Origin of the sequence: Synechococcus sp. PROS-U-1, from assembly GCF_014279755.1 — a bacterium.
Lineage (GTDB): Bacteria > Cyanobacteriota > Cyanobacteriia > PCC-6307 > Cyanobiaceae > Parasynechococcus.
This window is the reverse complement of record NZ_CP047951.1, coordinates 706,540-717,952: the sequence shown is the minus strand read 5'-3', so window position 1 is coordinate 717,952 and position 11,413 is coordinate 706,540. Positions and strand designations below refer to the sequence as shown.

Genomic DNA, 11,413 nt, shown 5'->3' with positions numbered 1-11,413 from the left:
GCTCCACAAGGGCACGGGGGTCAGCATGAACGTTTTAACCGTTGCGCCACGATCTGATCAGCAACCAAAGCAGCGCTGGCAGCAACATCCGCCAAGGTGGACAGGAGCCTGTAACTCAGCACGACGGCCAGCAACTGCGCCTCCGGTAAGGCAGCACCCAAACGAAGCAACAACGTGGCTTCAAAGACCCCCAGTCCCCCGGGGGCACCGGGGACCACCAGCCCAACGGCATAGGCCAGGCCGAAGGCCGCGAGCCAGGTGAATGGAGCCGGGCTGCGGATGCCGAAGGCCTGCACGCTGCACCAGAACCCGGCAAAGCGGCAGAGCACAAACAACAGCTGCAGGGCGAGGGGCCGCCAGGGGTAGCCGCCGCGGCCGCACCCCTCACTCTCCAGTGGCCCACCGCTAACCGACTGCAACTGCGCCGCCTTCGAACGCTCCAGCCGACGCAGGAGCGGCTCCCGCCACCGCGGAATCATCAGGAGCGCTGGCAAGGGAGCGACCAGTGCGAAGCCCTGCTGCCAACCACCAGCAACCACAACAAGAACGGACGCCGCCACGATCAGCAGCGGATCAAGAATCACACCGGCCAGGGCCGGTCCACCGCCAATTAGCGGGCGCAGCACCCGGACCCGCTCCACCAGATGCCAGACCCCACCCGGCAGGTACTTGAGCAGGTTGCTGCGCACAAACAGCGGCACCACCTCAAGGCCCCGGGGAGGGTGTCTCAACCAGACCAGCACGTCGCGCCAGGCCAGACCGTTAATCAAAATGCTGAGCCAAGTCAGGCCCAGACCCAGCGACAGCCACCACCAACCATGGGCCACCAGGCTCAGCTGGCGAAGCTGGCCCGCCTGCTGGGACAGCGCAACAGCGATGAACACCAAGCTGGCCAGCGTGATCCAGAGTTTGGGTTGGCGAAGGATTTTGCCCATCAGGCCCAATCTTCCGTGCTGACAAACGGTGCAGCAGCTGCGGCGGCCCTCAGCTCATCAAGACCACACCCAGTGCTGGCCTGAAGAGCCTCCAGGGCATCCGCTTCTGCTTTGACGGTGCAACGGCCATCCGGACGACGCACCTGTTTGGCTGCGAGGGGCCCCCAGGGTGTATCGAGCACGCCATGGCGCCTTGGCAAGACCCAGCGGCCCTGGCGCCGCTCCCGCAAACCGATGCTGCTGCCAGCACTGAGCCAAAGCCCGCGAATCTCATCCGCATCCCCATCCCGCACCAGCGCGGTCACCGACTGCCCACTGCGGCCCTTTTTCATCAACAACGGCTGTACCGCCACATCGAGCGCCCCTGCATCACGCAACCGGTTCGCCAATGCCGCAACCTCCTCAGGGGTGGCGTCATCAATCCAGGCTTCCTGCACGACCAGTGACTCCCAGCGGGGAGCCGCACCCGCAGCTGCCGACGGGGTAAGCAGAACCAAGCGCACCAGGTTGGGGCGATCCAGCTGGCGATGGCCAAGGCCGATCCCGATCTTTTCGGCCACCAGCACGTCAGGGGCGACAAAGCGATCCGCCAGCACCGACACCAGGGCCAGGCCCGTGGGCGTCACCAATTCCCCTGTGGGCAGGCCCCTGCCTTGAATCAACGGAATGCGGTGACGACGCGCCAGTTCAAGCACCGCTGGAACGGGCACGGGCAACAGACCATGGGCCGTCGACACCGTCCCACTCCCCGCAGGCAATGGGGAACAAACAATTTCGGCAGGCTTAAGGGCTTCCATCGCGGCACAGACCCCCACGACATCCACGAGAGCATCGATGGCCCCAACTTCATGGAAGTGAACGGCCTCAGCCGAGCTTCCATGCACCGTGGCTTCGGCTTCAGCCAAACGGGTGAACACGGCAAGAACCCTCTGCTTCAGCGCTGGCGCCAAGTCGGCTTCATTGATTTGAACGCGGATCTCCGACCAGTGGCGGTGGGGGGGCTGATCCTCGAGCCCCTGCACATCAACGCGGATCCCCCGCAGTCCGCCGCTGCGCGCCTCGTGCTGGGTGAGGCGGTAGCGCCCTGCCAAACCGAGGGCCGCCAGGGGCGACTCCACCACCGCCTGGTCCACACCGAGATCCAACAGGGCGGCAAGGAGCATGTCCCCCGCCAAACCCGTTGGCGCATCAATCCAGAGCGCGCTCATCGCCCCAAACGCGGGGCCGCCTCCAACAGCGCAACCGCCTCACGGTCAAGCGCCTGACGCTGCTGACGCAGTTGCTGCTCGATCTCCCGACGGGCTCGACGCTGCTCCCGCTGGGCAGTGGCCACGTCATGGCCCGACAGTCCCCAGAGCCGCCCGAGCAAAGCGCGGTCATCGGCCCCACCGCGGGCCTGACCGAAGACCACGGTCTCCGCAGCGATGCCGGCCTGGAGCACCCTGCTCCAACGCCGTAGATCTTCTAGGGGCATGCGGACGCTGTCAGGAACCGTGAACTCCGTCGCGCCGCTGCTACGCAGCCCCGCACGTACACAGGCCAAGGTTCCAACAAGCACCTGCTGAACCGGAAGTTGCTCTTCTTCAGCGATCAAGACATGGCCCGCCTCATGCACTGCAATCCGACGTAGACGCTCCTGACCACCGGGCAAGGCTTCGGCAAGGATGTGACCACCCATGCCCTGCCACGTGGCGGCATCAACGCTGAGGGTGACCAGAGCACCCCCAACAGCCACCACAATCCAAGCTGAAGACAACCCCAGAGCGGGCCCAAAGGCACCGAGAACAGTGATGCCGGCAACAGCAATACCAGCGCGCAATACCCCCGTGGAGCCCTGCCCCTCCTCCGCCATCAGCTCCGAACGCGGGAGGTGGAACGACCGCGGCCTCCCTTGGATTTGCCTCCACGCGTCGGCATCGGGGCGATTACCTCGTGCTGTTCCAAGTGAAGTTCCTGGCCCTGGCGGCGCAGGTCGAGGCTGACGAAGTGGCGCAGATGTTCCAGGGGGAGCTCGCCCTTGATCTGGAGCTTGAAGGGGAGGGGCCGGTGGCCGTCGGCCCGGGCCTGCTGCCGCACCTTCACCACCATTTCGCCGGTCTCGGGTTTGGTGAAGATCAACTCCCCCCGAACTGAGAAGTAGTCGTCTCCCTCCGGCAAGGAGTCAGAGGCATCAACCTGCTCTGGTGCCAGCGTGCTGGGTTCCCAGACCCCAGCGATCTGAAGATGCAGATGGTCGCTCTCACGACTTCTGGGATACACCACCCAGAGGTGGGGCTGATCCAAGGGCAGATGCCGCCGGATCAGGGTGAGAACTCGACCGAGCACAACGGTTTCCAGGGGGACACCCTGGGCATCGGTCAACGTTCCGCGGGTGAGTTGCTCGGGATCGGTTGGGGCATAGGTACCCCGAACAATCCCGATGGCCCGGTACTGCAACGGCTCTGTGACCGGGGGAATCGGATGGGCGCGCATTGATGCAGATCCGGGCGGAGTCAAAAGCCCTTGTGAAGACTGTAGCCAGCCCACCGCAATCCCCTCAGACTGAAGTGGCTGATTCGAGATCGGATGCAGAGCCCTCGCCGGATTCTGTTGCTACTGATGTCCATGGTTGGGGCGGTACTGGTCGGGTGGATCACTGCAGCCTCCATGGCTCCAGAGACCCGTGCGCGGGGGAGCCGTCCGGCTGAAGATCAGCAGGTCGAAACGCTGATGAAGCAACTTCAGGGGCAAGACGAGCTGAGCGAGGCCGAACGGGTGATGCTGCTGGAACGTCTTGTTGCCCAGGAACGCCTGCAAGAAGCCGAAGTGGTGCTGCAACCGTGGTTGTCTGGCCGTTCCACCCCGCGCGAACTCAGCCTGTTCAAAGCGGAGCTGCAGCGCCGCAATGGCCAACCCGAATCAGCACGGAGCAGCCTCCAGCACCTGATGCGCCTGCATCCGAATGATCCGCAGGGTCTGCAATTGCTGGTGCTGCTGGATCAACAGCAGGGCCGCCAGAGACAGGCTGTCAAAGATCTGACATCCCGGTTCAAGGAGCTCGAGCCTGGCCAGCGTCTAGAAATCGGGCTGCTCTTGGCCGATCTTCTGCGCCAGGGCGAATCCGACCAAGCAGCGGTCAACATGTATCGCCTGCTGGCTGAAGAGGAGCCGACAAATGCAAGACCTTTGCTGGCCCTAGCCCTGTTGCAGCAGGAGCAAGGCCATACGCTGGCCGTTCAGGCGACACTGAAGCAGGCCCGTCAACGGCCGGATTCAAACGGACGCATCAATCCTTTGATCGATGTTCTGGCAGGACAGCTCGGATTGAACGCTGCACGCCACCTCTGAGCAGCCAAGCTCTATGGCGATTGGGGCTGGTTCTGTAAGGCCTTGAGCGCCGCATCAATGGCATCGGAGGGTGGCGTGGCGTCATTCATGGCCGTCGAACGTCTGATCCTGTTCAGCAGATCCATGGGGTTGGCGGCATCGAGAACTGAGCCGTTGTCATTCGTATCTCCGTAAATCTCGCGTTCTTCGCGGTTCTGATAAGGCGCATCCATCTGGGCACGTGCATCAACAGGAATGGTCGCTGCGATCAGGCAGGGAAAAACAAGTTGTGCGACGGCCGCAAGACGGAAGGACATCAGCGGATTTCGAGGTGGGCTGATGCTAAGGGTCTTTCTCACCATCGGATCAACCGTGCAGATCGCCACCTGGAACGTGAATTCCGTTCGCACGCGACTGGATCAGGTGCTCAGTTGGCTGGAGAACGAGCAACCGGATCTGCTCTGTCTGCAGGAAACCAAGGTTGATGACCCCCTGTTCCCGTTGCAGCCCTTCAAATCTGCTGGATGGCACATCCACATCCATGGCCAGAAGGCCTACAACGGAGTCGCCCTGATCAGCCGCGACCCCCTTGAGGATGTGCGCTGCGGATTCGTTGGGGAGCTTCCTGATGACGCTGAAGCTGCGGATCTCAGCGAACAGAAGCGCGTGATCAGCGGATTGCTGAATGGCGTCCGCGTGCTCAACCTCTACGTCCCGAATGGCTCAAGCCTGAAGTCAGAGAAATACCCCTACAAACTGGCCTGGCTTGGCTGCCTGAAGCGTTACATCGCAGCCCAGCAGGAGCGCGGTGAACCGCTGTGCATGGTCGGCGACTTCAACATCGGCCTTGAGGCACGAGATCTTCCCGCCCCCGACCGACAGACCGGCGGAATCATGGCCAGCGATGCTGAACGGAGTGCTCTCCGTGCGGCGCTTGGCGAGCAGCTTCAGGACGTGTTCCGAGTGTTCGAGCCCGATTCCGGCCACTGGAGCTGGTGGGACTACCGCAGCGGCGCCTGGGATCGGGACCGCGGTTGGAGAATCGATCACATCTATCTGTGTGAGGAACTCCTAGGGCTCGCCCGGAGCTGCGTCATCCACAAAGGCATGCGCGGCAACCAGCAACCCAGCGACCATGCCCCGGTCAGCGTTGATCTCGACTGGCCTCCAGCCGAGGACGACGAAGGCGATGAACCGTTGTTCTGATCCTGTTCAGTAGACCTCAACTCCGGCAGGCAGCGTCACGATGCGTTTGGCCGATTCACCGCAGGTGCGAGGCGTGGGCAGCACTTTGCCCGGATTGGCGCGGTTGTGGGGGTCGAAAGCAGACCGCAACAAACCCATCGTTTCCAGATCATCCGGGCCGAACATCCAGTCGAGATAGCAACGCTTGTCCGCCCCGACACCATGCTCACCGCTGATGCTGCCACCGGCATCGAGACACACCCGCAGGATGGCGGCGCCAAGCTCCTTGACGCTCCGCTCCACATCCGGCTGGTCCAAGGAATAGAGGATCAGCGGATGAAGGTTGCCATCGCCGGCATGAAACACATTGGCCACGGGCAGGCCGTGCTCCTGACTGAGCCGTTCAATCGCGGCCAGCACCGAGGGAAGGCTGCTCCGGGGCACTACACCGTCTTGCACGTAATAGGTCGGCGTGATTTTGCCCACCGCTGAAAACGCAGATTTACGTCCTTTCCAGAGCACCGCGCACTCCGTGGGGTCTTGGGCCCGACGCAGGCCACGGGCCCCTGCGGCACGACACAACACATCGGCCCGTTCTGCGGATGCCTGAACTTCGGCATCCTGCCCATCCAGCTCGATCAAAAGCACCGCCGCCGCATCGCGGGGGTATTCGTCGTAGCCGAAGAAATCATTCACAGCGTTGATGGTGACGTTGTCCATGATTTCCATCCCCGCCGGCAGCAGGCCGCTGGCGGTCACGGATCGCACCGCTTCCCCTGCCGCTTCCATCGTGGCGAAATCAGCCAACAGCACGTTCACGCACTCCGGCGCACGGAGCAGTCGCAGGGTGATGGCGGTCGCGATGCCCAGGGTGCCTTCACTGCCGATGAACGCACCACGAAGATCCAACTCGCACGATTCCGCCAGGCCGTTCCCCAGCTGCGTGGTGGTTCCATCGGGCAACACCACCTCAAGCCCCAGCACGTGATTGCTGGTCACGCCGTACTTGAGGCAATGCACCCCGCCTGAATTTTCCGCCACATTGCCGCCGATGCTGCAGACCACTTGACTGGACGGGTCCGGGGCGTAATAGAAGCCGTCACCCGCCACGGCCCGTGTCACCCAGCTGTTGATGACCCCGGGCTGGACCGTGACCCGTTGATTGGCCAGATCAAGCTCGAGCACGCGACGCATCCGACTGGTCACAACGAGGAGCGCCTGCTGATCCACCAGCGCTCCCCCCGAGAGGCCAGTGCCGCTACCGCGGGCCACGAAAGGCACACCGCGTTGATGACAGCACTGCAGAACCGCGGCGACCTGTTCAGTGGTTTCTGGCAGCACCGCAAGGGGCGGGCAATGGCGCTCGAGGGTCAGTCCGTCACAGTCGTAACTCAGCAGTTCCTGACGCTTCGCCACGATGGCCCGAGGGGGCAGACAGCGGCGCAGATCCCTCTCCAGAACTGACCAGTCGTGGCTCACAGCGATCTCGATCTGACCCAAGACTACGCATCAAAAAGCTTGCGAAGTGGGCAATTAAGAAACACAGCAAACAGAACTGGACGTTCCTGAGTCAGGATGTTGCACGGTTTGCATCAGCCCTTTGGCGTCGGTTCCAGTGACAGCTCCCGCGTTGAACACCAGCAATTCCGAAGCCATCTTCGGAGCAGCACAGGCCCTGATGCCCGGAGGTGTCAGCTCCCCTGTGCGGGCGTTCAAGTCGGTCGGCGGTCAGCCGATCGTGTTCGATCGGGTCAAGGGTCCCTACGCCTGGGACGTGGATGGGAATAAATACATTGACTACATCGGCAGCTGGGGGCCTGCAATCTGCGGCCACGCCCACCCCGAGGTGATCGCAGCACTGCAGGAGGCGATCGAGAAGGGCACCAGCTTCGGAGCACCTTGTGCCCTAGAGAACACCCTGGCCGAGATGGTGATCGACGCTGTCCCCAGCGTTGAGATGGTGCGTTTCGTGAACAGCGGCACGGAAGCCTGCATGGCTGTGCTGCGCCTGATCCGTGCCTACACCAGCCGCGACAAGGTGATCAAGTTCGAGGGCTGCTACCACGGCCATGCGGACATGTTCCTTGTGAAGGCTGGTTCCGGAGTGGCAACCCTTGGACTGCCCGATTCCCCTGGCGTGCCCCGCAGCACCACCGCCAACACACTGACGGCTCCTTACAACGATCTAGAGGCCGTTAAGGCTCTGTTTGCCGAGAACCCGGACGCCATTGCGGGTGTAATTCTCGAGCCGATCGTCGGCAACGCTGGTTTCATTCAGCCGGAACCAGGCTTCCTCGAGGGGCTACGCGAGCTCACCAAAGAGAACGGAGCTCTGCTGGTGTTCGACGAAGTGATGACCGGATTCCGGATCAGCTACGGCGGCGCCCAAGCCCATTTCGGTGTCACCCCAGACCTCACAACCATGGGCAAAGTGATTGGTGGCGGTCTGCCCGTGGGTGCCTACGGCGGCCGGGCCGACATCATGGGAATGGTGGCCCCTGCAGGCCCCATGTATCAGGCCGGAACCCTCAGCGGTAACCCCCTGGCGATGACTGCTGGCATCAAGACCCTTGAATTGCTCAAGCAGCCCGGCACCTACGACAAGCTGACGGCCACAACCCAGAAGCTGGTGGCGGGCATCAAGGACGCAGCACAGGCCGCCGGCCTGCCGATCACAACTGGCAGCGTGAGTGCCATGTTCGGCTTCTTCCTCTGCGAAGGCCCCGTTCGCAACTTCGAGGACGCCAAGACCACGGATTCGGAACGTTTCGGCAAGCTGCACCGCGCCATGCTCGAGCGTGGCGTTTACCTCGCGCCTTCCGCCTTCGAAGCGGGTTTCACGTCGCTGGCCCACTCCGACGCAGACATTGAGGCCACGATCAATGCCTTCCGCGAAAGCTTCGCGGCCGTGGCCTGATCCTGATTGTGCTGGCCTCAGCACCTCCTCCACCTCCACTGGTCTGCACCATCCAGACCGTGGAGAGCCATTGGTCAGGCCAGCCCATTGATGGCATTCGCCAGCTTGAACAGCAACAATTTCTGGTTCGCCGAGGTGGCAAGCCCAGCATTGAACCGGCGACGGTGATCGAGAGCAGACTCACACCCCTGGTCGAACGCTTCAGCAGCTCCGGTCTTGAACAGAGTGAAGGCTCAAAAACGAGCTATCACTGGTCCTACGAAGCTCCATTGGGCCCGCTGCAATTCAGCGGTGCCGATGGCTCCACACAGCCAGCCAGCGAAAGTCGTGTCGCTGTGAACGGCGATCTGATGATTGATGCACAGCACGGCTTCAAACTCAGCCAACAATCACGCCTGACCCAATCCGGTGGGACCCAAACCCTGACCAGCCTTCTTGAAACGGCCCATGGCTTCTGCCGACAACAACGCTGAGTCGCTGCTAGTAGTCGCACGACAGGCTGCAACCCGTGCCCATTGCCCTTATTCCAACTTCCATGTGGGTGCCGCCGTGCGGTGTGACGACGGCAGCGTGATCGACGGCTGCAACGTGGAAAACGCGAGTTATGGGCTCAGCATCTGTGCAGAGCGCGTTGCGTTGTTTGCAGCGATTACCCAGGGCAAACGACCACTGGAACTGGCCGTGAGCTGCGTCGATGCCCAGACCGATGCCGCTCCTGGCTCCCGCATGCCATGCGGCGCGTGCCGTCAGGTGATGCAAGAGTTATTACCTGCAGACGCCAAGATTCACATTGATGGCGTGGGGCACCAACACCTCAGCGAGCTGCTTCCCCATCCGTTTGAGCTGGATCACAGTTCATAAGAAGAAGGCCAAGGCCCGCGTCCGATAAAGCCGATGCCATCTCGCGACCTTGTTTGCTGGCTTTTAGTTGCTTGCTGGCTTGAAGAGCCGCCTTCGCGAACCGGCCGTACTCCGCCCGAGCGACCGGTGACGTTCTGGAAAGTGGTGTGAGCAACCAGGTGCTCTGGGAGTGAGCCACAAGGTGATGGAAGGGATTGAGGAAAGCCTGAAGCCTGGCCATAGCAACCTCCTGTTGATCATCAGGGAGAGCCAGCAGACGCTGCTGAAGAGCCAATCCATATTTGGAAAGCAGGTGCAAATCCTGAAGAATCGCGGATCCGATCAAGGCCAAGAACAAAGCCATTTGAATCGTGTTTCCAATCACTCCGACGGTGAAACCCGCCTGGTTCACCGCGCTAATTGTTGCGGGATCACCCACATTGCTGAAATAAGCTCCGATGTTGTTGATGGCATGCAAAAGCACCGCCAAAACAACACCGAACAAACCACCAACCCAGCGAAGGTATCCCCGCCCTTCGATCAGACACCACAATGCAAATCCGATCCAAACCGTAAAGAGAGCATGCATGCCCGCCGAGCCAATCGTGCGAGCATTAATTTCACCAATCCATGCCAACAGTGCGCCGTCTGGCATGGAAAGACGAGACCACAAATAAAGGATGTTTTCGCAAAACTCAAAGGCAATCGCAACAACAGCGGAGTAAACGATGTAGTCCGTGAGCGAATCGATCTGACGACGAATCAGCAGTAATGCCACTGCAACACCGATCCCCTTGACAATCTCTTCAAACAATGGGGCATCAACCGTGACCTGCAGCATCTCCAACGGAGCCGATTCACCCAAGAGGGCCGCCCAATAGATGGTGGAGATACTGCAGATCACGATGGCCGGGATCACAGTCATCAGGCCGATGACAAAGCAGAGGCCGATTGCCCACCACGACTCGCGCTCCAACACATCAAGGAAACGGATCACTGCAATGACCAGCCCGGAGGCCAGCAGAGCAATCAGTGGCGTGATCAGATAGAGCGTCGCCGGCATGACCTCAACTCAGGAGAGCGCCCAGCGTGCCATGGCCTTTCGGGGATCCCCGAGCTCCGCAAGATCGGTGTAGACGTAATCGTTCCAGCCCTGCTCCGGCAGACCGGCAAACAACATCAAATTGAGCGGATACTGCTCGGAATCGGTGCACCTGCGGAAATCATCTCGAAACAGAAACGTCGGTTTTCCCAAAGCGATGGCAGCCCCAAGTTCCACCATCACCCCTTCATCCGGTGGGGTTCCATTGACGATCGCCAACAGTGCATCGGCATCGCGCACATCCTGCAGGTCGCGCTGCGCGACGCGATACGCCCAACCCGGTTCCGCCAGGTTCACCTGGCCATTACGAGCGAAGGGCTCCCACACCTCCAGGTTCAGCGCTTCCAACGCACGCACGAACTCCGGCAACAACAGTCGCTTCCACTGGGCCGAGAAGCCATAGGGAGACGCCAGATAAATCGTGCGTGAGGTGTTATTCATCACAAACCACGAGAGGCGCGATAGGCCTGCTCATCCGCACGGGCCCGCTCAACGTTTTCCCAGGGGAACACCACCCATTCCGAGGAGTCGGCAACCAGCGCTGCCGTCCACCAATCTGGCGTGCCTTTGCTTACCCACACCGCGAATGAGGCCTGCGGAACCTGATCATGCACTGCCTTCAACGTGCGACCGGTTTCATAAACATCGTCCACAATCAACGCCGATCGGTTGGGGACCGACAGCAGCGGCCGCTCCATGGCATGGCTGAGTGCAACCGCAAGGCACAGCCCACCTCTGGGGACCCCATAGACCCCCGTCAGCTCTGCATCTGCAAAGCGCGCTGCGAGCTGGGCCACAGCCTGATCAAATTGAGCCCAGCTGAGAACCCGCATGGCCGGAGAATGACACATTCAGGCCAAGATGCACCGTGAACAGCGACGTCCCACCCCAGGAACAAACCCGCAAATGGTTCCGCAGCCATCTGCTGAACCGGGAGCTGGAACTGCAGGAGCTCTATGACTTGCCGCAGGGGGAACTCGATTTGCTGATGGCCGAAACCGGCGAAATCCGCTCGGACACGGAGAACCGCTCCCGCAGCCACGGACGTTGGTGCACCGCTGGCTACTTCCTGGAACTGGCTCGAATCATTGACGGTCGACGAGATGCGACATAACAAGCCAACATCGC

The 11,413-nt window shown here is 61.4% G+C and carries 15 protein-coding genes; 6 read left to right on the top strand and 9 right to left on the bottom strand.

The genetic code is table 11. From position 1 onward, the window contains the following. Positions 1-20: 20 nt before the first annotated feature. From SynPROSU1_RS03795 to SynPROSU1_RS03780, 4 genes are read right to left on the bottom strand one after another with little or no spacing between them, the layout of a single operon-like run. Entirely contained in the window at positions 21-935 is a 915-nt protein-coding gene (locus tag SynPROSU1_RS03795; RefSeq protein ID WP_186571566.1) for a lysylphosphatidylglycerol synthase domain-containing protein, read from the bottom strand. Beyond that, the gene (gene larC, locus SynPROSU1_RS03790) at positions 935-2,143 is read right to left on the bottom strand and encodes a nickel pincer cofactor biosynthesis protein LarC (RefSeq protein ID WP_186571565.1); all 1,209 of its coding nucleotides are present in this window, start codon (positions 2,141-2,143) and stop codon (positions 935-937) included. The genes SynPROSU1_RS03795 and larC overlap by 1 nt, the downstream gene beginning before the upstream one ends. After that, positions 2,140-2,787 (bottom strand): hypothetical protein, encoded by a 648-nt coding sequence (locus tag SynPROSU1_RS03785; protein WP_186571564.1) that lies wholly within the window; start codon positions 2,785-2,787, stop codon positions 2,140-2,142. The genes larC and SynPROSU1_RS03785 overlap by 4 nt, the downstream gene beginning before the upstream one ends. After that, positions 2,787-3,407, bottom strand: a complete 621-nt coding sequence (locus tag SynPROSU1_RS03780) for a hypothetical protein (protein ID WP_186571563.1) — start codon at positions 3,405-3,407, stop codon at positions 2,787-2,789. The genes SynPROSU1_RS03785 and SynPROSU1_RS03780 overlap by 1 nt, the downstream gene beginning before the upstream one ends. Positions 3,408-3,500: 93 nt before the next feature. Here SynPROSU1_RS03780 and SynPROSU1_RS03775 point away from each other — a divergent pair, with 93 nt between their 5' ends. Further along, the gene (locus SynPROSU1_RS03775; RefSeq protein WP_255444773.1) at positions 3,501-4,262 is read left to right on the top strand and encodes a hypothetical protein; all 762 of its coding nucleotides are present in this window, start codon (positions 3,501-3,503) and stop codon (positions 4,260-4,262) included. 11 nt (positions 4,263-4,273) lie between these two features. Here SynPROSU1_RS03775 and SynPROSU1_RS03770 read toward each other — a convergent pair whose 3' ends face one another. Beyond that, positions 4,274-4,558, bottom strand: coding sequence for a hypothetical protein (locus tag SynPROSU1_RS03770; protein WP_186571562.1), 285 nt, complete (start codon positions 4,556-4,558; stop codon positions 4,274-4,276). Between the two features lie 22 nt (positions 4,559-4,580). Between SynPROSU1_RS03770 and xth the strand changes: the two genes are divergently transcribed. Beyond that, on the top strand, positions 4,581-5,447 hold the full coding sequence (xth, locus tag SynPROSU1_RS03765) for an exodeoxyribonuclease III (protein WP_255444772.1): 867 nt from the start codon (positions 4,581-4,583) through the stop codon (positions 5,445-5,447). 6 nt (positions 5,448-5,453) lie between these two features. On the opposite strand, the gene SynPROSU1_RS03760 is transcribed toward xth, so the two are convergent. Further along, positions 5,454-6,905, bottom strand: a complete 1,452-nt coding sequence (locus SynPROSU1_RS03760) for an FAD-linked oxidase C-terminal domain-containing protein (RefSeq protein WP_186572217.1) — start codon at positions 6,903-6,905, stop codon at positions 5,454-5,456. 136 nt (positions 6,906-7,041) lie between these two features. On the opposite strand from SynPROSU1_RS03760, the gene hemL reads away from it, so the two are divergent. From hemL to SynPROSU1_RS03745, 3 genes are read left to right on the top strand one after another with little or no spacing between them, the layout of a single operon-like run. Then, positions 7,042-8,343: a glutamate-1-semialdehyde 2,1-aminomutase gene (gene hemL / locus SynPROSU1_RS03755; RefSeq protein ID WP_186571561.1), complete on the top strand. Its 1,302-nt coding sequence runs from the start codon at positions 7,042-7,044 to the stop codon at positions 8,341-8,343. 8 nt (positions 8,344-8,351) lie between these two features. Continuing rightward, positions 8,352-8,816: a hypothetical protein gene (locus SynPROSU1_RS03750; protein WP_255444771.1), complete on the top strand. Its 465-nt coding sequence runs from the start codon at positions 8,352-8,354 to the stop codon at positions 8,814-8,816. Beyond that, positions 8,791-9,204, top strand: a complete 414-nt coding sequence (locus tag SynPROSU1_RS03745) for a cytidine deaminase (RefSeq protein WP_255444770.1) — start codon at positions 8,791-8,793, stop codon at positions 9,202-9,204. The genes SynPROSU1_RS03750 and SynPROSU1_RS03745 overlap by 26 nt, the downstream gene beginning before the upstream one ends. On the opposite strand, the gene SynPROSU1_RS03740 is transcribed toward SynPROSU1_RS03745, so the two are convergent. Genes SynPROSU1_RS03740 through SynPROSU1_RS03730 form a run of 3 tightly spaced genes read right to left on the bottom strand, consistent with a single transcriptional unit; the run spans position 9,158 to position 11,118 of the window. Further along, positions 9,158-10,246 carry a PrsW family intramembrane metalloprotease gene (locus tag SynPROSU1_RS03740; RefSeq protein ID WP_186571559.1) on the bottom strand — a complete coding sequence of 363 codons (1,089 nt, stop codon included), beginning with the start codon at positions 10,244-10,246 and terminating at the stop codon, positions 9,158-9,160. The two genes, SynPROSU1_RS03745 and SynPROSU1_RS03740, sit on opposite strands and share 47 nt — an antisense overlap. A gap of 9 nt (positions 10,247-10,255) precedes the next feature. Then, the gene (locus SynPROSU1_RS03735; RefSeq protein WP_186571558.1) at positions 10,256-10,726 is read right to left on the bottom strand and encodes a nucleoside 2-deoxyribosyltransferase; all 471 of its coding nucleotides are present in this window, start codon (positions 10,724-10,726) and stop codon (positions 10,256-10,258) included. Then, positions 10,726-11,118 (bottom strand): phosphoribosyltransferase, encoded by a 393-nt coding sequence (locus tag SynPROSU1_RS03730; protein ID WP_186571557.1) that lies wholly within the window; start codon positions 11,116-11,118, stop codon positions 10,726-10,728. The genes SynPROSU1_RS03735 and SynPROSU1_RS03730 overlap by 1 nt, the downstream gene beginning before the upstream one ends. A 35-nt stretch (positions 11,119-11,153) precedes the next feature. Here SynPROSU1_RS03730 and SynPROSU1_RS03725 point away from each other — a divergent pair, with 35 nt between their 5' ends. Continuing rightward, positions 11,154-11,399 (top strand): hypothetical protein, encoded by a 246-nt coding sequence (locus SynPROSU1_RS03725; RefSeq protein ID WP_186571556.1) that lies wholly within the window; start codon positions 11,154-11,156, stop codon positions 11,397-11,399. Positions 11,400-11,413: the final 14 nt, after the last annotated feature.

What these genes read in the sequence shown, in the direction of transcription:
- SynPROSU1_RS03795 (WP_186571566.1), bottom strand. Translation starts at nt 935, where the DNA reads ATGGGCAAAATCCTTCGCCAACCCAAACTCTGGATCACGCTGGCCAGC.
- larC (WP_186571565.1), bottom strand. Translation starts at nt 2,143, where the DNA reads ATGAGCGCGCTCTGGATTGATGCGCCAACGGGTTTGGCGGGGGACATG.
- SynPROSU1_RS03785 (WP_186571564.1), bottom strand. Translation starts at nt 2,787, where the DNA reads ATGGCGGAGGAGGGGCAGGGCTCCACGGGGGTATTGCGCGCTGGTATT.
- SynPROSU1_RS03780 (WP_186571563.1), bottom strand. Translation starts at nt 3,407, where the DNA reads ATGCGCGCCCATCCGATTCCCCCGGTCACAGAGCCGTTGCAGTACCGG.
- SynPROSU1_RS03775 (WP_255444773.1), top strand. Translation starts at nt 3,501, where the DNA reads ATGCAGAGCCCTCGCCGGATTCTGTTGCTACTGATGTCCATGGTTGGG.
- SynPROSU1_RS03770 (WP_186571562.1), bottom strand. Translation starts at nt 4,558, where the DNA reads ATGTCCTTCCGTCTTGCGGCCGTCGCACAACTTGTTTTTCCCTGCCTG.
- xth (WP_255444772.1), top strand. Translation starts at nt 4,581, where the DNA reads ATGCTAAGGGTCTTTCTCACCATCGGATCAACCGTGCAGATCGCCACC.
- SynPROSU1_RS03745 (WP_255444770.1), top strand. Translation starts at nt 8,791, where the DNA reads ATGGCTTCTGCCGACAACAACGCTGAGTCGCTGCTAGTAGTCGCACGA.
- SynPROSU1_RS03740 (WP_186571559.1), bottom strand. Translation starts at nt 10,246, where the DNA reads ATGCCGGCGACGCTCTATCTGATCACGCCACTGATTGCTCTGCTGGCC.
- SynPROSU1_RS03735 (WP_186571558.1), bottom strand. Translation starts at nt 10,726, where the DNA reads ATGAATAACACCTCACGCACGATTTATCTGGCGTCTCCCTATGGCTTC.
- SynPROSU1_RS03730 (WP_186571557.1), bottom strand. Translation starts at nt 11,118, where the DNA reads ATGCGGGTTCTCAGCTGGGCTCAATTTGATCAGGCTGTGGCCCAGCTC.